Below are 21,197 nucleotides of genomic sequence, written 5' to 3' on the forward strand. Positions count from 1 at the left end.
GCGGATATCCGCCAAATCCCGGAACTGGAATCCATCTGTTGGCGGAAATCCGCCATCTTATACGCTGTCGTTTAATCGGTGATTAATCACAGAACCTGTCTGCTATAGCGGCTGTAGGGCTTTTCTGGAAAATGGCACGGGCTTTGCGATGCACTACGTAGGTCTGCCCCTGTGCAGCCGACAAAACAAATCCCTCCAGTGCAGGAGGGTTCGCAAAGTTGAGGTGTCGTGGACGACAGGTGGATGTTGTCACACGGGACGCTTGAGGAAGGTTTGCCATGACGACTCGTCAGCCCTTGTACAAATCCCTGTATTTCCAGGTGATCGTTGCCATTGCCATCGGTATTTTGCTCGGCCACTTCTATCCGCAGACCGGTGTGGCTCTCAAGCCGTTCGGTGACGGGTTCATCAAACTGATCAAAATGGTCATTGCCCCCATCATCTTCTGCACCGTGGTCAGCGGTATCGGCGGCATGCAGAACATGAAGTCGGTCGGCAAGACCGGTGGCTACGCGCTGCTGTACTTCGAAATCGTCTCCACCATCGCCCTGCTGATCGGCCTGGTCGTGGTCAACGTCGTTCAACCGGGTAACGGCATGCACATCGACGTGTCGACCCTGGACACCAGCAAGATCGCCGGTTTCATCTCGGCCGGTAAAGACCAGAGCATCATCGCCTTCATCCTCAACGTGATCCCGACCACCATCGTCGGCGCATTCGCCAACGGCGATATCCTGCAAGTGCTGATGTTCTCGGTGCTCTTCGGCTTCGCCCTGCATCGCCTGGGTGCCTACGGCAAGCCGGTGCTGGACTTCATCGATCGCTTCGCTCACGTGATGTTCATCATCATCAACATGATCATGAAGCTGGCCCCCATCGGTGCCTTCGGTGCCATGGCCTTCACCATCGGCGCCTACGGTGTCGGTTCGCTGGTGCAACTGGGTCAACTGATGATCTGCTTCTACATCACCTGCATCGTGTTCGTGCTGGTGGTGCTGGGCGCCATCTGCCGCGCCCACGGCTTCAGCGTCATCAAGCTGGTGCGCTACATCCGTGAAGAACTGCTGATCGTACTGGGTACTTCCTCGTCGGAATCGGCCCTGCCACGCATGCTGATCAAGATGGAACGCCTGGGTGCCAAGAAGTCGGTCGTGGGCCTGGTCATTCCAACAGGCTACTCGTTCAACCTCGACGGTACTTCGATTTACCTGACCATGGCCGCGGTGTTCATCGCCCAGGCCACTGACACCCCGATGGACATCACTCACCAGATCACCCTGCTGCTGGTGCTGCTGCTGTCGTCCAAAGGTGCTGCCGGCGTGACCGGTAGCGGCTTCATCGTACTGGCGGCCACCCTGTCGGCCGTGGGCACCCTGCCGGTGGCCGGTCTGGCACTGATCCTGGGTATCGACCGCTTCATGTCCGAAGCCCGGGCCCTGACCAACCTGGTGGGCAACGCTGTCGCCACCATCGTGGTTGCCAAGTGGGTCAAGGAACTGAATGAAGACCAGTTGCAGACCGAACTGGCTTCCGGCGGTCGCGGCATCTCCGATGTCCGTGAAGACGACGAGCAGATCGCGGCGGCGCAGATCGCAGCGGCTGAAACCTCTGCTCCAGGTGCTGTGAAGTAATCTTCAGGCTGCCTATGGAAAAAACCCGCTTCGGCGGGTTTTTTCATGCCAGCTCGCCACGGATGAACGCCTGAGCGCATCGGTCATCCCAAACCACACCTGCGGTAATTGCCGTGCTGCCAGCGTCTGCCTAGTCTTTGCTCATCATCTCGCGGAGACCCTCCATGCAAGGTCCATTGGCATCGCTCAAGGTTCTGGATTTCTCGACCCTGCTACCCGGTCCGTTCGCCTCGCTGCTGCTGGCCGACATGGGGGCCGAGGTGCTGCGCATAGAATCCCCGACCCGTCCGGATCTGCTACGCGTCCTGCCGCCCCATGACCGGGGTGTTTCCGCCAGCCATGCCTACCTCAATCGCAACAAGCGCAGCCTGGCCCTGGACCTCAAGCAACCGCAAGCGCTGGAGGTGATCAAGCGGCTGCTGGGGGAGTACGACATTCTGTTGGAACAGTTCCGTCCCGGGGTGATGGAGCGATTGGGGCTGGGCTATGAGGCGTTGAAGGCGATTAATCCCCGGCTCATCTACGTGTCGATTACCGGCTACGGCCAGACCGGCCCCTACAGGGACCGCGCCGGACACGACATCAACTATCTGGCCCTGACAGGGTTGGCCAGCCATACCGGCCGTGCTGACAGCGGTCCGTTGCCGCTGGGCATCCAGGCAGCGGATATCGCCGGCGGGTCGCTGCACGGCGTGATCGGATTGTTGGCGGCGGTGATTGCCCGCCAGCAGAGCGGGCAGGGCCAATACCTGGATGTGAGCATGGCCGATTGCGTATTCAGCCTTAATGCACTGGCAGGCGCCGGTTACCTGGCCAGTGGGGTTGAACCCGGCTGGGAAAAGCACCTGCTCAATGGCGGCAGTTTCTATGACTATTACCGCACCCGGGATGGTCGCTGGATGTCGGTGGGCAGCCTGGAGCCGGTTTTCATGCAAGCGTTGTGTGAGGCTCTGGGCCGGCCGGACCTGGCTGGCCAGGGGCTGTCGCCCAAGCCTGAGCAGCAACAGGCCCTGAAGCAGGCATTGCAAACCGAGTTCGAGAAGCATGATTTTGCCGAGCTATGCGATTTGTTTGCCGGCATCGATGCCTGCGTCGAACCGGTGCTGAGCCTGGAGGAAGCTGTCCGGCATCCGCATTTGCAGGCTCGGGAGCTGGTGAAACAGGTGCCCCGGGGGGATGGTTCGAGCCAGGCGCAAATGGCCTGTCCGTTACGGTTCTCAGAGGGGCTGCCCGAACTTCGCCATATTGGCGTGGGGCTGGGGGCGCATACGGATCAGGTATTGGGGGAGTTGGGGTTCAGTGCGCAGCGGATTGCCGAATTGCGCAGGAGCGGGGTGGTTTTGTAGCGTTCTCTAGAGCCCCTTCGCGAGCAAGCCCGCTCCCACAGGAGGATCTGTTCCCAACACGGATTCTTTGCCGTCGAGTATCCAGTGTGGGAGCGGGCTTGCTCGCGAAGGGGCAAGCCCCGGCACCCCGAAGCTGCTATTCGACCCGCGTCTCCCCACTGAACACCAACGTCCCGCGACAACTGCGGCACAGGTAGCGCCGCCCCTGGCGCACCAGGCTATGGCGTTGGGCCGAGAACGGGAAATCGCTGCCTTCGCAGGGGCATCTGTAGATGTAGCGGGTAACGCTGCGGCGTTTGATTTCGTAGGTGTGGCAACGGTTGGGCGGCAGTTCGTACACGCCGCGCATGATCAGTTGCCACTCTTCGCCATGGGGCTGGATGCGTTCGCCAAACAACTGGTGGGCAATCAGGTGCGCGACTTCGTGGGCGACGGTCTGCTTGAGGAAGTCTTCGGCATTTTCCCGGTATAGCTGCGGATTGAAGCGCAGCAGGTTTTCATGCAAATGCGCCACACCGGCTTTCTGGCCGCGCAATTTGAAGCTGACCACCGGGCGTTTGAAAGGACGTTTGAAAAAGGATTCGGCTTGTTGGTAACACTCTTCGACGCGGGTATTGAGTTGCTCGAGCATGCTTTACGGGTCTCCAGAAACCCGAGTATGCCGCAAGCATCGGCCGTTGCGAATCGCTCAGGTGCCCAGCGGTCGTTTCCTCAGTCGGACACAGGAAGGCCGCCTTGCGGCGGCCTGTGTCGGCAGATCCTGTTTTTATAGGAGAGCCTTGGTTTTTCAGTTGGTATAGACCGGGCCGACGCCCAACCCCCAGACAATCACTGTGAACGCCATGATGGCAACCAGCACCACCAGGCCGACGGCGAGTACCGAACTGGAAAACAGGAAGCCTTCGTCCTGGGGAATGTTCATGAAGGTCGGCAAGCCCACGTAAAGCAGGTAAACCGTGTAGCAGATCGCCGCCGTACCCACGATCATTCCCAGCCACATGTGTGGATAGAGCGCCGCCAGGCCGCCGATGAACAGGGGCGTGGCAGTGTAGGTAGCGAACGCCACGCAACGGGCCAGGCTCGGGTTGGCATCGTAGGTGCGGGCCATCCAGTGGATAAACGCGCCCATCACCGCGACCCCGCCCAGCATGGCCAGGTAGGACATGATGGTCATCCACAGCGCGCTTTCCTGGGTGAGCATTACGGGAGCACGGTTGCCGATGACCCAACCTACCTGCGTCGTGCCGATAAACGCCGACACAGCGGGAATCGCCGCCAGGATCAGCGTGTGCGTGAGGTACATGTGGCTGATGCTTTCCTCCTGATCGCCACGGATGTCTTTCCATTCTTGATCAGGGTGGGTAAAGAGCCCCACGACATGATGGATCATAGTCAGTCACTCCTTTGTTATTGCCATCGCCCCCCAACGGAGCGCCTACGGGCCAAATGGCCAAGTAAGTAAAGGTCTGAATATGTGTGCGACCTTATGACGCAGTATAGAAAGGAGTTATCCCCAGGGGGATGGGGGACTTAGAGCAAATCGCGCTGTAGGTTGGCGGGTTAATCGCCGATAGGTCTGTGTCCACAGTCTTGAAACCGGTGGATAACCCTGTGGCGAGGGGATAAATCCCCTCGCCACAGCAGTGGTGTGCCAGCCCCTTCGCCGCCGGCCTGTTTTTGCGTAAAATGCCGGCCCTTCGTCACACCTCACGGATTTCGCGTCATGGGCACTCTTACGGTCAACCAGAACAAACTGCAAAAGCGCCTGCGCCGCCTGGCCGGTGAGGCGGTTGCCGATTTCAACATGATTGAAGACGGCGACAAGGTCATGGTCTGCCTGTCCGGTGGCAAGGACAGCTACACCATGCTCGATGTGCTGATGCATCTGCAGAAGGTGGCGCCGATCAAGTTCGACATCGTCGCGGTGAACATGGACCAGAAACAGCCGGGATTCCCCGAGGATGTGCTGCCGGCGTACCTCGAGTCGCTGGGCGTGGAGTACCACATCGTCGAGAAAGACACCTATTCGGTGGTCAAGGAGCTGATTCCCGAAGGCAAGACCACCTGTTCACTGTGTTCACGCCTGCGTCGCGGCACGCTCTACACATTCGCCGACGAGATCGGCGCGACCAAGATGGCCCTGGGGCACCACCGCGACGACATCGTCGAGACGTTCTTCCTGAACATGTTCTTCAACGGTTCGCTCAAGGCCATGCCGCCCAAGCTACGCGCCGATGATGGGCGCAACGTGGTGATTCGTCCGCTGGCCTATTGCAGCGAGAAGGACATCCAGGCCTATTCGGATCTCAAGCAATTCCCGATCATCCCCTGCAACCTGTGCGGTTCCCAGGAGAACCTGCAGCGCCAGGTGGTCAAGGAGATGCTCCAGGAGTGGGAGCGCAAGACGCCAGGCCGCACCGAGAGTATCTTCCGCGGTTTGCAGAACGTCGTTCCGTCGCAACTGGCGGATCGCAACCTGTTCGATTTCACCAACCTGCGTATCGACGAAAGCGCTGCTTCGCGCTTCGTCAATGTCGTGAACCTCTGACCGGACCCCCAGGAGCGGGAATGCGCGATTATAAGTGGCTGCATGAGTACTGTCTGAACCGCTTCGGTTCGGCGGCTGAACTGGAAGCCCATCTGCCTGTTCCCAAGACCCCGGCGCAACTGCGCAAGATCGGCGACGACCGCTACCTCTCGACCATGTCGCTGCGGATCTTTCGCGCCGGGCTCAAGCACAGCCTGGTAGATGCCAAGTGGCCGGCGTTCGAAGAAGTGTTCTTCAAGTTCGATCCGGAAAAAGTCGTCTTGATGAGTGCCGAGCACCTGGAGCGGTTGATGCAGGATGCGCGGATCATCCGACACTTGGGCAAGCTCAAGAGCGTGCCCCGCAACGCGCAACTGGTACTGGACGCGGCCCATGAAAAAGGCAGCTTCGGCGCGCTGATCGCCGACTGGTCGGTGAACGACATCGTTGGCCTGTGGACCTACCTGAGAAAACATGGCCATCAACTGGGCGGCCTGTCGGCTCCGTATTTTTTACGGATGATGGGCAAGGACACCTTCGTGACCAGCAACGACGTTGTGGCGGCGCTCAACGCCCAGGACATCATCGACAAAGTCCCCACCAGCCTGCGGGACCTGGCGACGGTGCAGAGTGCCTTCAACCAGTGGCATGAAGAAAGTGGCGGCCGGCCGATGAGCCAGATTTCGAGGATGCTGGCCTACACAGTGAATCATTGAAACCGCGTCGCACCTATTGCGAGCAGGCTCGCTCCCACACTGGATTTGTGAACGCCGAAAATCCCCTGTGGGAGCGGGCTTGCTCGCGAAAACGATCTATCAGGCGACAGAAATTTCGCCTTCCCCCGCAAGACGCCGGTTCAACTGAAACCGCCAGCGCACATACAGCAACGCCGAGCAGAACACCGCCACGCTCGCGAGCATTTCCAGTACGCCGAACAGTTGCCGGTTCGGGTCATAGGCCGCCAATGCGCCTTTGATGAAATACAGGTTCACCACGAAGCACATCCATGAATGGCCGCGAGCACTGCCGGTGAGCATGCTGGGTGCCAATATCAACAGTGGTACCAATTCGATCAGCAGGATTACCCAGGGACGCGCGCCGTGCAGGTCGGCGATCAGCAGGTAATAGACGCTGAGCACCCCCACCAGGCCGAAAAAGCACAACAGGCTGAGAATGCGGGCAATGCGCACGCGCGGCTCCAGCCACTGGATGGAGGGGAGGATCTTCGGCTTTTTAGCCACGGCCGCTCTCCAGTAATTGTGCGGTTTTCGCCAGGCGTGAACCCAACGCCCGGCACAGGGCGACTTCATGCTCGTTCAAGCCGCTTTTACCGTCACTCCCGGCGTGGTGGCTCGGCCCGTAGGGCGTACCGCCGCCCTCGGTGTCGATCAGCGCCGACTCGCTGTAGGGCAAGCCGGTGATCAGCATGCCGTGGTGCAACAGCGGCAGCATCATCGACAACAGGGTGGTTTCCTGGCCGCCGTGCAGGCTCGCGGTGGAGGTGAACACCCCAGCCGGCTTGCCCACCAGGGCACCGGTCAGCCACAGGTTGCTGGTGCCGTCGAGAAAGTATTTGAGCGGCGCGGCCATGTTGCCGAAACGGGTCGGGCTGCCCAGGGCCAGGCCGGCACAGTGCTTCAGGTCATCGAGGGTGGCGTACAGCGGACCTTGTTCGGGAATGTCCGGGGCCACCGCTTCGCATTCGGTGGAAATTGCCGGCACCGTGCGCAACCTGGCTTCCAGCCCGGCCTGTTCGATGCCACGGGCGATTTGCCGGGCCATTTCGTTGGTGGAGCCACTGCGGCTGTAATACAACACCAGGATGTACGGTGTGCTCACGGTAGGATCTCCAGGATCTTCTCCGGTGGACGACCGATCACGGCTTTGTCGGCGGTTTCGAGAATCGGCCGTTCCATCAGTTTCGGGTGGGCGGCAATGGCGGCGATCAATTGCGCCTGGCTCAGGCTTTCGTCGGCCAGGTTCAGGCTGGTGTGTTCGTCCTCGCCGGTGCGCAGCAGTTGCCGGGCCGTGATTCCGAGTTTGCCCAGCAGCCGTTCAAGCTGCGCTGCATCGAGCGGGGTTTCCAGGTAACGGACCACGGTGGGCACCAGGCCCCGGGCCTCCAACAGTTCCAGCGCACCGCGGGATTTTGAGCAGCGCGGATTGTGATAAAGCGTCAGATCGGTCATGAGCGGGTCGCATCTTGCGTAAGGTGGCGGCTATTCTACTGTGCCACGATGGGTCGTGGCAGCGTTCACATTCAGACTAAGGATTGGCACATGGCAAGGCGATTGACGGCGGCACTGGCATTCATGGGGATCCTGTTGCTCGCCGGTTGCGGAAACGACTACGGTGTCGACCAGAACGGCCAGGCGATCGCCTCGCAACGGCTGGACAAACAATGGCTGGTCATCAACTACTGGGCCGAATGGTGCGCCCCGTGCCGCACCGAGATCCCGGAGTTCAATGCCTTGGCCGAACGGCTCAAGGGACGCAACGTCGGTGTGTTCGGGGTCAATTTCGATCAGGTGCAAGGCGAGGAGCTCAAGAGCGCCAGCGACAAGATGGGTATCCGGTTCACCGTGCTGGCCCAGGACCCGGCCGAGATCTTCGACCTGCCACGCAGTGAGGGGTTGCCGGTGACCTACATCATCGACAACGAGGGCAAGGTGCGTGAGCAATTGCTGGGTGAGCAGACGGCGGCGGGGGTGATGGCGAAGCTTGAGGCGTTGCGGGCGCTTAAATAGCAATTTGTGATGGAGAGGTTGTGAGGGGTGGTGTGGCGAGGGGATAAATCCCCTCGCCACAGGCCCTGGCCAGGCTCAAGATTTCCGCTTGGAAGCTCAGCCTTCCTCCAGCCACCACCGCAGCGGCTTGCCCTGGGCCGGCCAGAAACGTATCTGCTCGATGGGCGAGATGTCCCAGCGCTGGACCTTTTCCAGCGCCTGCAAGAACCGCGACTCCTGCTCCATCACGGCCGGCCCGCAGAGTTTGCGGGTGCTGCCGATCTTGCCGAAGCTCAAGCGGTGGCCTTCCAGGGTATAGGGGGCGAACCAGTGATTGCAGCCGGCATTGCCGTAGGCGCGGCCGTCCTCACCAAGGGTGATGGTCAAGTGGCTGTAATCCATCAATGGTCGTTCACCGATCCACTCCAGGATGTAGCTGCGGTTCTGTTGCAACTGTACAGGTTCGGCGGCACAACCCAGCAGGCTCATGCCGATCAGCGCGGACAGGACCAGACGTTTCATCAGGCGGCGTCCCTGCATGTCGGGCACAGGTGCTTTTCACCCACGGTGGACCAGCCCAGCTCGGCGATGCGTGCGCTGGCGGCCGGCTTCTGCCCCTTGATGCCGAGCTTGGCATCAACGGCAAATTCGAAGCTCAGCACCTTGGCGCAACTGTCGCAATTGACCTTCCAAGTATGGATCGCCAATTCGCCGAACACCGGGCCGGTGGTCATGGCGGTCCATTGACCCATGGGCTTGAGCAGGTGGCGAACCGTGTCCACGGTCAGGCGCATGGACAAATCCTTGCTGCCCTTCAGCGTGACCAGCAGTACGTCATTGGCCTGGATCGAACCGCCGTTGCCGGTGACCTGATAGCGGCCCGGCGCCAATGCGCGGACTTCGGTCAAGGTGTGCTGCGGGTTCATCAGGGTGTAGCGGAAATCGTGCTCGGCCATGGGTCCTCCAAAATAGGCGCGACATGCTAGCACGGGGTATGGTGGGGGGTGGTCCGGATGCGACGAAGTCCTCTTTCCCTTTGTGGGAGCGAGCCTGCTCGCGATAGCGGTCTGTCAGTTGACATCGATGCCGGCTGATCTGGCGCTATCGCGAGCAGGCTCGCTCCCACAGGGGGGCGTGCTGGGTTGGCTTAGTCGTTCACCAGGTTTTGCGGCGTGCCGTTCGCCCAGGCCGCGATGTTGTCCAGGGTGGTCGTGGCGATTGCGTCCAGCGCTTCATGGGTCAGGAACGCCTGGTGCGCGGTGACCACCACGTTGGGGAAGGTCAGCAGCCGTGCCAGCACGTCGTCCTGCAAGGGCTGGTCGGAGCGATCCTTGAAAAACAGCTGGGCCTCTTCCTCATAGACGTCCAACCCCAGATAGCCCAACTGACCGCTTTTCAGCGCTTCGATCAGGGCCGGTGTATCCACCAGGCCGCCGCGCCCGGTGTTGATCAGCATGGCGCCGGGTTGCATGGTCGCCAGCGAGTCGGCGTTGATCAGGTGCCGGCTTTGCTCGTTCAGCGGGCAGTGCAGGCTGATGATCTGTGCTTGCGCCAGCAGATCGGCCAGGGGCAAGTAACGGGCTCCCAGGGTTTCGACCTGAGGGTTGGGATAGGGGTCGTAAGCCAGCAAGTGGCAGCCGAAGCCGGCCATGATCCGCGCGAATGTCGCGCCGATCTGTCCAGTACCGACCACCCCGACCGTCTTGCCCACCAGGTCGAATCCGGTCAGACCATGGAGGCTGAAGTTGCCGTCGCGGGTGCGGTTGTAGGCACGGTGCAGGCAGCGATTGAGCGCCATGATCAGCGCCACCGCATGTTCGGCCACTGCATGGGGCGAGTAGGCCGGCACCCGGACGATACTCAATCCCAGGCGCCTGGCGGCGGGCAGGTCGACATGGTTGTAGCCGGCCGAGCGTAGGGCGATCAACCGGGTTCCACCGTTTGCCAACCGTTCCAACACTGGGGCGCTCAGGTCATCGTTGATGAATGCGCACACCACCTCGTGCCGCTCGGCCAGGGCCACGGTGTCCAGGTTCAAGCGGGCCGGCTGGAATTGCAGTTCAACGTCGGCGGGCCGCGGGGCCTTGGTGAAGCTGTCTCGATCGTAGGTCTGGCTGCTGAAAAGAATCACGCGCATGGCGGCCTCCTGGCACTTTGAAGGGTGTCAGTCTAGCTGCCATCACCCGTGTGCCTGTTGTCCTGGATCAGGCGCTGATGCGTGCCTCGCTGGCCAGGCGATCGATGGCGCGATCCAGGTCTTCCAGGGCGGCCGCGGCCTTGGGATCCTGTTGCTTGAGCAGGGTTTCGCTGCGCTGGCAGGCGGCGCGCAATTGCGGAACGCCGCAGTAGCGTGTGGCGCCGTGCAGGCGATGAACCCGCTCGACCAGGGCATTGTGGTCGTTGGCCTCGCTGGCCTGGCGAATCGCTTCGCGGTCGGCTTCCAGGGAGGCCAGCAGCATCGCCAGCATGTCTGCCGCCAGGTCGGCCTTGCCGGCGGCCAGGCGCAGACCTTCTTCGGGATCGAGCACCAGCAGCTCACTGCCGCCCTGGGCGTCGAAGCCTCGCTCCGGGGATTGATTGCGCAGGGCCAGGCCGGTCCATTTGAGCACCACCTGGGCCAGTTGCCGCTCGCTGATGGGTTTGGTCAGGTAGTCGTCCATGCCGCTTTGCAGCAGGGCGCGTTTTTCGTTGGCCATGGCATGGGCGGTGAGGGCGACAATCGGCAGCGGCGTGCAGTGCCGCTCGCTTTCCCATTGGCGGATGGCCTCGGTACTCTGGCGACCGTCCATGCCGGGCATCTGCACGTCCATCAGGACCAGGTCGAAGGTTTCCTTCTGCACGGCCTGGACCGCGGCATAGCCGCTTTCCACTGCCAGCACTTTGGCGCCCATGTCTTCGAGCAGGGTTTGCACCAGCAGCAGGTTGGCCGGGTTGTCGTCCACGCACAGGACCTTGGGCGCGCGGCTGGCCACCGGTTCGTTGGGTTCGTTGCGCGGCGGGCGCGGGTTGACCAGGTCGGACAGCGAGCGGCGCAACTTGCGGGTACAGGCCGGCTTGGCCTGCAACTGGCTGTGGGGGTTGGGCACTGAGAGGTGGTACAGGGTCTGCTCGGTGGTCGGGCACAGCACCAGAACTTTGCAGCCAAGGTGCTCCAGGTCCCAGATGTGCTGGTTGAGGCGTTCCGGCGGCATGTCGTTGCTGGTGATGCCCAGCACGGCCAGGTCGATGGCCTGGTCGGTCTGGTGGGCGATGGTCACGCCATTGGTCAGGTTTTCCAGGGTATTGAACGGCGTCACCTGCAAGCCACAGTCTTCGAGCTGATGCTGCAAGGCCTGGCGGGCCAGGTCGTGGTTTTCCAACAGGGCCACATGACGACCCAGCAACGGTGGGCCGGGCAGGTCCTCGGCGTCGTCACGGGTTTTGGGCAGGCGCAGGCTGATCCAGAATTCCGAGCCTTCGCCGGGTGTGCTGTCGACCCCGATCTCGCCGCCCATCTGTTCCACCAGACGTTTGGAAATCACCAGGCCCAAGCCGGTGCCGCCCGGTTGCCGCGACAGCGAATTGTCGGCCTGGCTGAATGCCTGGAAGAGTGCCCGCACGTCCTGGTTCGACAGGCCGATCCCGGTGTCCTGGATGCTGATGCGCAATTGCACGCTGTCTTCGTGTTCGTCTTCGAGCATGGCCCGGGCGACGATGGTGCCCTCGCGGGTGAACTTGATGGCGTTGCTCACCAGATTGGTAAGGATCTGCTTGAGTCGCAGCGGATCGCCCACCAGCGACAACGGTGTGTCGCGGTAGACCAGGCTCACCAGCTCCAACTGTTTGGCATGGGCGGCTGGGGCGAGGATGGTCAGGGTGTCCTGCAACAGGTCCCGCAGGTTGAACGGGATGCTGTCGAGCACCAGCTTGCCGGCCTCGATCTTCGAAAAATCGAGGATCTCGTTGATGATGCCCAGCAGGCTGTCGGCGGACTTTTCGATGGTGCCCAGATAATCGAGCTGGCGCGGGGTCAGTTCGCTCTTCTGCAGCAGGTGCGTGAAGCCGAGGATGCCATTGAGGGGCGTACGGATTTCATGGCTCATGTTCGCCAGGAATTCGGACTTGATCCGGCTGGCCTCCAGGGCCTCCTTGCGGGTCAGGTCCAGCTCGATGTTCTGGATCTCGATGGTTTCCAGGTTCTGGCGCACGTCTTCGGTGGCCTGGTCGATGCTGTGCTGCAATTCTTCCTGGGCGTTCTGCAAGGTGCCGGCCATGCGGTTGATGCCTGACGCCAGCTCATCCAGCTCCTGGCTGCCCAGCGGGGGCAGGCGGGTTTCCAGGTGACCATCCTTGAGCTGCGCCACGGCCAGCTTGATCTGGCTCAGCGGTCGGTTGATCGTGCGGCCCATGCGTAGGGCCAGCAAGCCGGTCAGGCCCAGGCCGGCGGTAATCAGCAACAGGCTGGCAAACAGGCTGCGGTAACCGCGCAGCAACATGCCGCTGTGGGACAACTCCAGCTCGACCCAGCCCAGCAGGCGGTCGGCTTCTTCGGGAATCAGTTCGCCGGCGAGGTTGCGATGCTTGCCGAATACTGGCAGCAGGTAACGCGTGGCATCGTTGCCGGTACGTTGCAGCAGTTGGGCACTGTTGCCCTCCGGTGCACGGTTGAGCATGGTCGGGCCGGCGTGGGCCAGGGGCGTGCGGTCGGGGGCGAGGAAGGTCACGGCGCGCACGTCCGTCTGTTCGAGGGATTGGGTGGCGATGCGCTCCAGCAAATCGCTGTCCTGGCGACTCATGGCCGGGGCGACCAGCGGGGCAAGCTGTTCGGCGATCATCTCGCCACGCTGCAGCAACTGGGCATGCAGGTCCGCTTGCTGCATCCAGGTGAAATAGCCGCCCAGGACCAGCGCCATCAGGCTGGTCGGCAACAAGGTCAGCAACAGCACGCGGCCTTTGATTCCCAGTTTCTTCAGCACACTTGTCTCCTGCATCCAGCGGTCCGATCGACTTCGCGCGCATCCGGCACGCAATACCTGCGCAGTGTAGCGATTTGCAGGCGGGCGATCTTCGTAAAATTCATGTCGCCGTGCATCCGTACTGCCGGGTGTATCGGTGTAGCGATGCACGGCAGTTGCCTCATGGGAGGCGATCTTGAATAATTTGGCAACTGAGAAATATTTGCAGATAGTCATGAATCCCATTCCCGTCGGTCGTCCGCGCATTCTTTCCATCGAAGACGATCCCGTACTGGGCGCCTATGTCCACGAGCACCTGGGCCGCAGCGGGTTCGACGTGACCTGGTGCCAGAACGGCCAAGAAGGCCTGGACGTTGCCAATCGCCAGGCTTTCGACGTAGTGCTCATGGACATCCTGCTGCCGGGCCTGGATGGGCTCGCGGTGCTGACCCGTTTGCGCCAGAGCCATTCGACCCCGGTCGTACTGATGTCTGCCCTGGGGGCCGAAGCCGACCGCATCAGTGGTTTTCGCCTCGGTGCCGACGATTACCTGCCCAAGCCCTTCAGCATGGCTGAGCTGCACGTGCGTATCGAAGCCATCCTGCGCCGGGTGGCCCTGGATCGGCGTCCGGCGCCGGTGTTGCCGGTGCATCAGGCCCAGGGGCTGGATTTCGATGAAGAACGCTGTGACGTGCAAGTTGCCGGGCAGCTGGCCGGGCTGACCCGCAGCGAGTACCGCCTGCTGGAAGTCCTGCACCGCAGCGGCGACGAAGTGCTGAGCAAGGCCTTCCTTTATCAGCACGTCCTGCAACGTGGCTATGCGCCCCACGACCGCAGCCTGGACATGCACGTCAGCCAGATCCGTCGCAAGCTCAAGGCCATCGGTTACACCGCGCGGGAAGTGCGCACGGTATGGGGCAAGGGGTATGTCTTGAGTGCCGTCGATGAAATGGTCTGATCTGCCCCCACGGCATTCACTGTTCTGGAAACTGGCGTGCCTGCTGGTGGCGTTCTGTCTGTTGATGATCTGGCTGAGCTGGTCCTGGGGACGCTACATGGAGCAGCGCAACCAGTTCCTCTCGGACGAGGCCCGAGGCACCCTCACGCGTTATGCCGCCGAGGCCGAGCAGGCTTGGCTAGGCGGCAGCCAGGCAGGTGTCGATCGGTGGTTACAAAGCATGCAACAGCGGGAAGCCAGTTGGGTCGGCGTCATCGGTGCGGACTTGCAGTCCCTGAGCGAGCATCCGCTGACGGATAAGGAAATCGAACGCCTGACGTTCCTGCGAGGGCTCGACTGGCCCATCCACCGCAAAGGCCGGCCGTGGCTGCGGGTACCGTTTCCCGAGGATCCGTCCGCTGGCAGCCTGGTAATCGAATTGCCTGAGCGTTTCCTGCCGGGACGATATCGGGTGTTCTGGCGGGTGATTACCAATGGCGTGATTCCCGGTCTGTTCACCTTGTTGCTGTGCGTCGGCCTGTATCGCTTGCTGGTGGTGCCGCTCAATCAACTGCGCGAGCAGGCCAATGCCTGGCGCGTCGATCAGTTGAACGTGCGCCTGCCCAGTCGCACCACCGACCGGAGCGACGAGTTGGGTGAGCTGGGGCGTGCGTTCGATCACATGGCCGAACGGCTGCAGTCGACCGTCATCCTGCAACAGCAACTGCTGCGCGACCTGTCCCACGAATTGCGCACACCCCTGAGTCGCTTGCAGGTCGCCAGCGAAAGCGAGCAAGCGCTCGATTCCTTGCGTGAGCGGGTCACCCGGGAAGTCGAGGGCATGCAGCGGTTGGTGGAGGACACCTTGCAACTGGCCTGGCTCGACGCCGACCGTGCGCCGCTGCCTGGGGAAGCCATCCAGATCCAGGCGTTGTGGGAAATGCTCACGGAAAATGCCTGCTACGAAAGTGCCTGGCCCGCCAGCCAACTGCATTGCGCCGTAGCGGCCGGCTGTTGGGTGCAGGGCAACCTCAATACCCTGGCCCAGGCCCTGGAAAATATCCTGCGTAATGCCATCCGCCATTCCCCGTCCGATGGCATCGTGCGCCTGGACGGCCGACGCGAAGGCGCCTTCTGGCATCTGTGGCTGGAGGACGAAGGCGGCGGGGTGGCGGAGCAGGACCTGCGGCGTATCTTCGATCCTTTCACCCGCCTCGATGGCTCCCGTCCCGGCGATGGCGGCTTTGGCCTGGGCCTGAGCATCGCGCGCAACGCGGTGCAGCGCCAGGGCGGGCGGATGTGGGCGGAGAATGGTGAGCGAGGGTTGCGGTTGAATCTGTGGCTGATGGCCGATGCCAAGCCCACCGCCACAGAGGGCATTGGCAGACCTTATTCCTTTAAGCCATAACCTCCACACTTTGCGTGATATGGCCGAGCAGGGTTTGCCGGTATGATAGGCGCCCCCGCAGCCCGGATTGCGAATACGCCATGACTGTGCAATACCCCACCATCGCCGATTGCGTCGGCAACACTCCGCTGGTCCGTTTGCAGCGCCTGCCTGGCGTGACCAGCAATACGCTTTTGCTCAAGCTCGAAGGGAACAACCCGGCGGGTTCGGTCAAGGACCGGCCGGCGCTGTCGATGATTACCCGTGGCGAGTTGCGCGGGCAGATCCAGCCCGGCGATACCCTGATCGAGGCGACCTCCGGCAACACCGGGATTGCCCTGGCGATGGCGGCGGCGATCAAGGGCTACAAGATGATCCTGATCATGCCTGACAACTCCAGTGCCGAGCGCAAGGCGGCGATGACCGCTTACGGCGCCGAGTTGATCCTCGTCACCAAGGATGAGGGCATGGAAGGCGCCCGTGACCTGGCCGAGCGAATGCAGGCCGAGGGGCGTGGCAAGGTGCTCGACCAATTCGCCAACGGCGACAACCCCGAGGCCCACTACACCACCACCGGTCCCGAGATCTGGCGCCAGACCGACGGCACCATCACCCATTTCGTCAGCTCGATGGGCACCACCGGTACCATCATGGGCACTTCGCGCTACCTGAAGGAAAAGAACCCGAATGTGCAGATCGTCGGCCTGCAGCCGATGGAAGGCGCGTCGATCCCCGGCATCCGCCGCTGGCCCGAGGAATATCTGCCGAAGATCTACCAGGCCGACCGTGTGGACCGCATCATCGACATGGCCCAGAGCGAAGCCGAGGACGTGACCCGGCGCCTGGCCCGCGAGGAAGGCATATTCTGCGGCGTATCGTCCGGCGGTGCCGTGGCGGGCATGCTGCGCTTGTCGAAGGAAGTTGAAAACGCAGTGATCGTCGCGATCATCTGCGACCGCGGCGATCGCTACCTGTCCACCGGCATTTTCGACGCGCCCAACTGATGGCCAAGCATGAAAGAGGCTTGCGCTTCCAGCCCAGCGGCGGAAGCCGGGCGCCACAGGTGCCGACCGGCAAAAAACAGCGCCTGGTCATCGAGCGCCTGGCCAACGATGGTCGGGGCATCGCGTTTGTCGACGGGCGTACCTGGTTCGTCATCGGTGCCCTGGCTGGCGAAGAGGTCGAGGCGCGGGTGCTGGGTGCCCATGGCAAGGTGGTCGAGGCACGCACCGAACGAGTATTCCAGGCCAGCGAACTGCGCCGTGCCGCGCCCTGCATCCATGCCGGTCGATGTGGTGGTTGCAGCGTTCAGCATCTGCCCCACGACGAACAGCTCGCCCTGAAACAGCGCATGCTCGCCGAGCAATTGTCGCGGGTTGCCGTTGTGGTGCCGGAGGAATGGGCCGCGCCGCTGAGCGGGCCGGAGTTCGCTTACCGGCGCCGGGCCCGCGTGGCGGTGCGCTGGGATCAGAAAGCCAGGAAGCTCGAGGTTGGTTTCCGTGCCGTCGGCAGCCAGGAGATTGTCGCCATCGGTGATTGCCCTGTGCTGGTACAGCCTTTGCAGCCGATCATGAGCCGCTTGCCGGACATGCTCCGCCGCTTGAGCAAACCCCAGGCGCTGGGGCATGTGGAATTGTTCGCCGGCTCGTCCCTGGCGGTATTGCTGCGGCACATGGCGCCGCTGTCGGAAGCCGACCTGACGATCCTCAAGGATTTCTGCGCATTCCATGGCGCCCAACTGTGGCTGCACGGCGAAGGTGAGCCGCAACCGGTCGACGCTGGGTTGACCCTGGGCTATCGCCTGGACACCTGGGAGCTGGACCTGGCTTATCGGCCGGGGGATTTCATTCAGGTGAACGCCGGGATCAACGAGGCGATGATCGCCCAGGCGCTACAGTGGCTGGCGCCGCGAGCCGAGGAGCGGGTGCTGGATCTGTTCTGCGGCCTGGGCAACTTTGCCTTGCCGTTGGCCCGGTGCGTGCGCGAGGTAGTGGCCGTGGAGGGCGTACAGGCCATGGTGGATCGCGCGGCGGCCAATGCCCTCAGCAACAATTTGCATAACACTGCCTTTTTTCAGGCCGATTTATCCCAGCCACTGGCGGGTGCCGAATGGATCGGCGAAGGCTTTTCTGCGGTACTCTTGGACCCACCCCGTGACGGTGCTTTCGAGGTGGTGCGCAAGCTGGCGTCCCTGGGCGCCAAACGGTTGGTTTATGTATCGTGCAACCCGGCAACTTTGGCCCGGGACACGGTCGAATTGATCAAGCAGGGCTACCGGTTAAAACGTGCCGGGATTCTCGATATGTTTCCTCAGACGGCGCATGTCGAGGCCATGGCGTTATTTGAAGCGAGCCAGGATGGCTTGTCCGACTGACCCGTTCGTGCCAACCCGCCACAGCCCTGGGCGGAAACACGGGCAACGAAGGTCAGCGATGTTGACGCATTGAATCTGCGTCGTAGGGAAGGTAAGTAAAGATGGTACAGGTGAGAGCACACCAGCCGATCAACACCGACGGCAGTATCAATCTCGAGGCTTGGCTCGATCACGCGGTCAGTATCGACATGGCACTGGATCGCGAAGCCTTGAAGGAAGCCTGCGAGTTCGCTCGTGAGGCGGAGCAGCAGCACAACGCGGCGAAGAACCTCTGGTCCGAAGGCACGTCGAGTTTTCAGACGGGCCTGGAGATCGCCGAGATCCTTGCCGACCTCAAGCTCGATCAGGATTCGCTGGTAGCCGCGGTGCTGTACCGCGGCGTGCGCGAAGGCCAGATCCAGTTGTCGGTGGTCAGCCAGCGCTTCGGCGCGGTGGTCGCCAAGCTGATCGACGGCGTGCTGCGCATGGCGGCCATCAGTGCCAGCCTCAGCCCGCGTCACTCCATGGTCCTGGGTACCCAGGGCCAGGTAGAAAACCTGCGCAAGATGCTCGTGGCCATGGTCGATGACGTGCGCGTCGCGCTGATCAAGCTGGCCGAGCGGACTTGCGCAATTCGCGCGGTGAAAGCCGCCGACGACGAAAAACGCAATCGTGTCGCCCGGGAAGTTTTCGACATCTATGCCCCCCTGGCCCACCGTCTGGGCATCGGTCACATCAAATGGGAGCTGGAGGACCTGTCCTTCCGCTACCTGGAGCCGGACCAGTACAAGCAGATCGCCAAGCTGCTGCATGAGCGGCGCCTGGACCGCGAGCGCTTCATCACCGACGTGATGACCCAATTGCGCGAAGAACTGCAGGCCACGGGCGTGGAGGCCGACATCAGCGGCCGGGCCAAGCACATCTATTCGATCTGGCGCAAAATGCAGCGCAAGGGCCTGGAGTTCAGCCAGATTTATGACGTGCGCGCCGTTCGCGTACTGGTCCCGGAAATGCGCGACTGCTACACCGCGCTGGGGATCGTCCATACCTTGTGGCGGCACATTCCGAAGGAGTTCGACGACTACATCGCCAACCCCAAGGAAAACGGCTATCGCTCGCTGCACACCGCCGTGATCGGCCCGGAAGGCAAGGTGCTGGAAGTGCAGATCCGCACCCACGCCATGCACGAGGAGGCCGAGCTGGGCGTCTGTGCCCACTGGAAATACAAGGGCACCGACGTCAAGTCCGGGTCCAACCACTACGAAGAGAAAATCTCCTGGCTGCGCCAGGTGCTCGAATGGCACGAGGAACTGGGTGACATCGGTGGCCTGGCGGAACAGCTGCGGGTGGATATCGAGCCGGACCGGGTCTACATCTTCACCCCTGACGGACACGCCATCGACCTGCCCAAGGGCGCGACGCCGCTGGACTTCGCCTATCGGGTCCACACCGAGATCGGCCACAACTGCCGGGGCGCCAAGATCAACGGGCGGATCGTGCCGCTCAACTACAGCCTGCAGACCGGTGAGCAGGTCGAGATCATCACCAGCAAGCATGGCACGCCGAGCCGCGACTGGTTGAACCCGAACCTGGGTTACATCACCACCTCCCGGGCGCGGGCGAAAATCGTCCACTGGTTCAAGTTGCAGGCTCGCGACCAGAACGTCGCCGCCGGCAAGACCCTGATCGAGCGCGAGCTTAGTCGCCTGGGCCTGCCACAGGTGGATTTCGACAAGCTGGCCGAAAAGGCCAACATGAAGACCGCCGAGGACATGTTCGCCGCCCTCGGGGCCGGCGACCTGCGCCTGGCGCAACTGGTCAACCTGGCCCAGCAACTGGTGGAGCCGGAGCGGGGCAACGAACAACTGGAGCTGATCCCGCGCAAGGCCAGCGGCTACAAGCCGGGCAAGCGCGGCGATATCCAGATCCAGGGCGTGGGCAACCTGATGACCCAGATGGCCGGCTGCTGCCAGCCGTTGCCGGGCGATGCGATCGTCGGCTACATCACCCAGGGGCGTGGCGTGAGCATTCACCGCCAGGACTGCGCCTCGGTGCTGCAATTGGCCGGTCGCGAACCCGAGCGGATCATCCAGGTCAGTTGGGGGCCGGTGCCGGTACTCACCTATCCGGTGGACATCGTCATCCGCGCCTACGACCGTTCCGGGCTGCTGCGTGACGTGTCCCAGGTACTGCTGAACGAGCGCATCAACGTGCTGGCGGTCAACACCCGCTCGAACAAGGAAGACAACACAGCGCTGATGTCCCTGACCATCGAGATTCCGGGGCTGGATGCGCTGGGGCGGTTGCTGGGGCGGATTTCCCAGTTGCCGAACATCATCGAGACCCGACGTAACCGGACGCCGGGGTGATCCCATAACTAATTGTGGGAGCGGGCTTGCTCGCGAAGACGATGTGTCAGTCGACATCAATGTTGTCTGATACGCCGCTTTCGCGAGCAAGCCCGCTCCCACAGGGTTTTGTGTGATGAGACGATTTAATGTATAGCCTCGAAGACCTGCTCCACCTCATGAACCGCCTGCGGGACCCGCAGTACGGTTGCCCGTGGGACATCAAGCAGACCTGGGAGACGATCGTCCCCCATACCCTGGAGGAAGCCTACGAAGTGGCCGATGCGATCGAGCGCGGTGACTTCGATCATGTGCAGGGTGAGTTGGGCGACCTGCTGTTCCAGGTGGTGTATTACAGCCAACTTGCCCGGGAAGAAAACCGCTTCGAATTTGCCGGTGTGGTCGACAGCATCACCCGCAAACTGATCCGTCGCCATCCCCACGTATTTCCCACCGGTGACCTATACGCGCCGCTGGATGTGCCACGCCTGAGCGAAGAGCAGGTCAAGCAGCGCTGGGAGGAAATCAAGGCCCAGGAGCGTGCCGAGAAGTCCACCGCGCCGCTGCAACTCTCGCTGCTGGACGATGTGCCCGGCGCGTTGCCGGCGCTGTCCCGTTCGGCCAAATTGCAGAAGCGCGCCGGGCAGGTCGGTTTCGACTGGCCGGACGCCTTGCCGGTACTCGACAAGGTCCGGGAAGAATTGGACGAAGTGCTCGAAGCCATGTCGGAAAACGATCAGGCGGCAGTCACCGACGAGATCGGTGACCTGTTGTTTTCAGTCGTCAACCTGGCCCGGCACCTCAAGGTCGATCCGGAAGGCGCGCTGCGCGCCGCCAACGCCAAGTTCGAGCGACGTTTCCGATTTATCGAACAGGCATTGCGCGACACCCACCGTCCCATGGAAGATTGCACCCTTGAAGAGTTGGACGCCTTGTGGGGCGAAGCCAAACGTCAGGAAAAGAATTTGCCCAGCTGCGGCTGAGGCCGTTGCCTAAGTGAGTAAGCAC

General features: G+C 62.1%; 20 protein-coding genes. 11 read left to right on the forward strand and 9 right to left on the reverse strand.

Annotation, left to right across the window (positions count from 1 at the left end; genetic code table 11):
• The first annotated feature begins 278 nt into the window (after positions 1–278).
• Together FBX99_RS23375 and FBX99_RS23380 are read left to right on the forward strand one after the other, a co-directional pair.
• Positions 279–1,631: a dicarboxylate/amino acid:cation symporter gene (locus FBX99_RS23375; protein WP_144930270.1), complete on the forward strand. Its 1,353-nt coding sequence runs from the start codon at positions 279–281 to the stop codon at positions 1,629–1,631.
• A 164-nt stretch (positions 1,632–1,795) separates the two neighbouring features.
• The gene (locus tag FBX99_RS23380) at positions 1,796–2,977 is read left to right on the forward strand and encodes a CaiB/BaiF CoA-transferase family protein (RefSeq protein ID WP_145133076.1); all 1,182 of its coding nucleotides are present in this window, start codon (positions 1,796–1,798) and stop codon (positions 2,975–2,977) included.
• A 136-nt stretch (positions 2,978–3,113) separates the two neighbouring features.
• Here the strand turns inward: FBX99_RS23380 and FBX99_RS23385 are convergent, their stop codons facing one another.
• Both FBX99_RS23385 and FBX99_RS23390 read right to left on the reverse strand, forming a co-directional pair.
• Entirely contained in the window at positions 3,114–3,608 is a 495-nt protein-coding gene (locus FBX99_RS23385) for a SprT family zinc-dependent metalloprotease (RefSeq protein ID WP_144930268.1), read from the reverse strand.
• A gap of 156 nt (positions 3,609–3,764) precedes the next feature.
• Positions 3,765–4,367: a Yip1 family protein gene (locus FBX99_RS23390; RefSeq protein WP_024779754.1), complete on the reverse strand. Its 603-nt coding sequence runs from the start codon at positions 4,365–4,367 to the stop codon at positions 3,765–3,767.
• Between the two features lie 333 nt (positions 4,368–4,700).
• On the opposite strand from FBX99_RS23390, the gene ttcA reads away from it, so the two are divergent.
• Positions 4,701–5,525: a tRNA 2-thiocytidine(32) synthetase TtcA gene (gene ttcA / locus FBX99_RS23395; protein WP_041020228.1), complete on the forward strand. Its 825-nt coding sequence runs from the start codon at positions 4,701–4,703 to the stop codon at positions 5,523–5,525.
• A gap of 20 nt (positions 5,526–5,545) precedes the next feature.
• Positions 5,546–6,220 (forward strand): DNA-3-methyladenine glycosylase I, encoded by a 675-nt coding sequence (locus FBX99_RS23400; protein WP_145133079.1) that lies wholly within the window; start codon positions 5,546–5,548, stop codon positions 6,218–6,220.
• Positions 6,221–6,319: 99 nt separating this feature from the next.
• On the opposite strand, the gene FBX99_RS23405 is transcribed toward FBX99_RS23400, so the two are convergent.
• From FBX99_RS23405 to arsC, 3 genes are read right to left on the reverse strand one after another with little or no spacing between them, the layout of a single operon-like run.
• Positions 6,320–6,745 (reverse strand): DUF2069 domain-containing protein, encoded by a 426-nt coding sequence (locus tag FBX99_RS23405; RefSeq protein ID WP_144930266.1) that lies wholly within the window; start codon positions 6,743–6,745, stop codon positions 6,320–6,322.
• Positions 6,738–7,343, reverse strand: a complete 606-nt coding sequence (gene wrbA / locus FBX99_RS23410; protein ID WP_144930265.1) for an NAD(P)H:quinone oxidoreductase — start codon at positions 7,341–7,343, stop codon at positions 6,738–6,740. Before wrbA ends, FBX99_RS23405 begins: the two co-directional genes overlap by 8 nt.
• Positions 7,340–7,693, reverse strand: a complete 354-nt coding sequence (gene arsC, locus FBX99_RS23415; protein ID WP_145133081.1) for an arsenate reductase (glutaredoxin) — start codon at positions 7,691–7,693, stop codon at positions 7,340–7,342. The genes wrbA and arsC overlap by 4 nt, the downstream gene beginning before the upstream one ends.
• 90 nt (positions 7,694–7,783) lie before the next feature.
• Here arsC and FBX99_RS23420 point away from each other — a divergent pair, with 90 nt between their 5' ends.
• Positions 7,784–8,251: a TlpA disulfide reductase family protein gene (locus FBX99_RS23420; protein WP_144930263.1), complete on the forward strand. Its 468-nt coding sequence runs from the start codon at positions 7,784–7,786 to the stop codon at positions 8,249–8,251.
• A gap of 96 nt (positions 8,252–8,347) precedes the next feature.
• Here FBX99_RS23420 and FBX99_RS23425 read toward each other — a convergent pair whose 3' ends face one another.
• The 4 genes from FBX99_RS23425 to FBX99_RS23440 form a co-directional block, all read right to left on the reverse strand.
• Positions 8,348–8,752: an META domain-containing protein gene (locus tag FBX99_RS23425; protein WP_144930262.1), complete on the reverse strand. Its 405-nt coding sequence runs from the start codon at positions 8,750–8,752 to the stop codon at positions 8,348–8,350.
• Positions 8,752–9,186 (reverse strand): hypothetical protein, encoded by a 435-nt coding sequence (locus FBX99_RS23430; RefSeq protein WP_144930261.1) that lies wholly within the window; start codon positions 9,184–9,186, stop codon positions 8,752–8,754. The genes FBX99_RS23425 and FBX99_RS23430 overlap by 1 nt, the downstream gene beginning before the upstream one ends.
• A 191-nt stretch (positions 9,187–9,377) precedes the next feature.
• Positions 9,378–10,367 (reverse strand): 2-hydroxyacid dehydrogenase, encoded by a 990-nt coding sequence (locus FBX99_RS23435; RefSeq protein ID WP_144930260.1) that lies wholly within the window; start codon positions 10,365–10,367, stop codon positions 9,378–9,380.
• A 67-nt stretch (positions 10,368–10,434) separates the two neighbouring features.
• Positions 10,435–13,185 (reverse strand): response regulator, encoded by a 2,751-nt coding sequence (locus FBX99_RS23440; RefSeq protein ID WP_145133083.1) that lies wholly within the window; start codon positions 13,183–13,185, stop codon positions 10,435–10,437.
• A gap of 214 nt (positions 13,186–13,399) precedes the next feature.
• On the opposite strand from FBX99_RS23440, the gene FBX99_RS23445 reads away from it, so the two are divergent.
• The 6 genes from FBX99_RS23445 (at position 13,400) to mazG (ending at position 21,172) form a co-directional block, all read left to right on the forward strand.
• Positions 13,400–14,122 carry a response regulator transcription factor gene (locus FBX99_RS23445; RefSeq protein WP_144930258.1) on the forward strand — a complete coding sequence of 241 codons (723 nt, stop codon included), beginning with the start codon at positions 13,400–13,402 and terminating at the stop codon, positions 14,120–14,122.
• Entirely contained in the window at positions 14,109–15,509 is a 1,401-nt protein-coding gene (locus FBX99_RS23450) for a sensor histidine kinase (protein WP_144930257.1), read from the forward strand. The genes FBX99_RS23445 and FBX99_RS23450 overlap by 14 nt, the downstream gene beginning before the upstream one ends.
• An 80-nt stretch (positions 15,510–15,589) precedes the next feature.
• On the forward strand, positions 15,590–16,492 hold the full coding sequence (cysM, locus tag FBX99_RS23455; RefSeq protein ID WP_144930256.1) for a cysteine synthase CysM: 903 nt from the start codon (positions 15,590–15,592) through the stop codon (positions 16,490–16,492).
• A complete protein-coding gene (gene rlmD, locus FBX99_RS23460; RefSeq protein ID WP_145133085.1) occupies positions 16,492–17,862 on the forward strand; it encodes a 23S rRNA (uracil(1939)-C(5))-methyltransferase RlmD in 1,371 nt (456 codons plus the stop codon). The genes cysM and rlmD overlap by 1 nt, the downstream gene beginning before the upstream one ends.
• A gap of 101 nt (positions 17,863–17,963) precedes the next feature.
• Complete coding sequence (gene relA / locus FBX99_RS23465) at positions 17,964–20,210, forward strand: GTP diphosphokinase (protein WP_144930254.1); 2,247 nt, start codon at positions 17,964–17,966, stop codon at positions 20,208–20,210.
• A gap of 128 nt (positions 20,211–20,338) precedes the next feature.
• Positions 20,339–21,172, forward strand: a complete 834-nt coding sequence (mazG, locus tag FBX99_RS23470; RefSeq protein WP_144930253.1) for a nucleoside triphosphate pyrophosphohydrolase — start codon at positions 20,339–20,341, stop codon at positions 21,170–21,172.
• Positions 21,173–21,197 lie beyond the last annotated feature (25 nt).

The organism is Pseudomonas sp. SJZ074 (assembly GCF_007828215.1).
GTDB lineage: Bacteria > Pseudomonadota > Gammaproteobacteria > Pseudomonadales > Pseudomonadaceae > Aquipseudomonas.

Excerpts from the sequence above, each read along its gene's own strand:
- mazG (WP_144930253.1), top strand. The coding sequence starts at position 20,339 with ATGTATAGCCTCGAAGACCTGCTCCACCTCATGAACCGCCTGCGGGAC.
- FBX99_RS23430 (WP_144930261.1), bottom strand. The coding sequence starts at position 9,186 with ATGGCCGAGCACGATTTCCGCTACACCCTGATGAACCCGCAGCACACC.
- cysM (WP_144930256.1), top strand. The coding sequence starts at position 15,590 with ATGACTGTGCAATACCCCACCATCGCCGATTGCGTCGGCAACACTCCG.
- arsC (WP_145133081.1), bottom strand. The coding sequence starts at position 7,693 with ATGACCGATCTGACGCTTTATCACAATCCGCGCTGCTCAAAATCCCGC.
- FBX99_RS23385 (WP_144930268.1), bottom strand. The coding sequence starts at position 3,608 with ATGCTCGAGCAACTCAATACCCGCGTCGAAGAGTGTTACCAACAAGCC.
- FBX99_RS23390 (WP_024779754.1), bottom strand. The coding sequence starts at position 4,367 with ATGATCCATCATGTCGTGGGGCTCTTTACCCACCCTGATCAAGAATGG.
- FBX99_RS23420 (WP_144930263.1), top strand. The coding sequence starts at position 7,784 with ATGGCAAGGCGATTGACGGCGGCACTGGCATTCATGGGGATCCTGTTG.
- FBX99_RS23380 (WP_145133076.1), top strand. The coding sequence starts at position 1,796 with ATGCAAGGTCCATTGGCATCGCTCAAGGTTCTGGATTTCTCGACCCTG.
- FBX99_RS23400 (WP_145133079.1), top strand. The coding sequence starts at position 5,546 with ATGCGCGATTATAAGTGGCTGCATGAGTACTGTCTGAACCGCTTCGGT.
- FBX99_RS23425 (WP_144930262.1), bottom strand. The coding sequence starts at position 8,752 with ATGAAACGTCTGGTCCTGTCCGCGCTGATCGGCATGAGCCTGCTGGGT.
- FBX99_RS23375 (WP_144930270.1), top strand. The coding sequence starts at position 279 with ATGACGACTCGTCAGCCCTTGTACAAATCCCTGTATTTCCAGGTGATC.
- ttcA (WP_041020228.1), top strand. The coding sequence starts at position 4,701 with ATGGGCACTCTTACGGTCAACCAGAACAAACTGCAAAAGCGCCTGCGC.
- rlmD (WP_145133085.1), top strand. The coding sequence starts at position 16,492 with ATGGCCAAGCATGAAAGAGGCTTGCGCTTCCAGCCCAGCGGCGGAAGC.
- FBX99_RS23435 (WP_144930260.1), bottom strand. The coding sequence starts at position 10,367 with ATGCGCGTGATTCTTTTCAGCAGCCAGACCTACGATCGAGACAGCTTC.
- FBX99_RS23445 (WP_144930258.1), top strand. The coding sequence starts at position 13,400 with ATGAATCCCATTCCCGTCGGTCGTCCGCGCATTCTTTCCATCGAAGAC.
- relA (WP_144930254.1), top strand. The coding sequence starts at position 17,964 with ATGGTACAGGTGAGAGCACACCAGCCGATCAACACCGACGGCAGTATC.
- FBX99_RS23450 (WP_144930257.1), top strand. The coding sequence starts at position 14,109 with ATGAAATGGTCTGATCTGCCCCCACGGCATTCACTGTTCTGGAAACTG.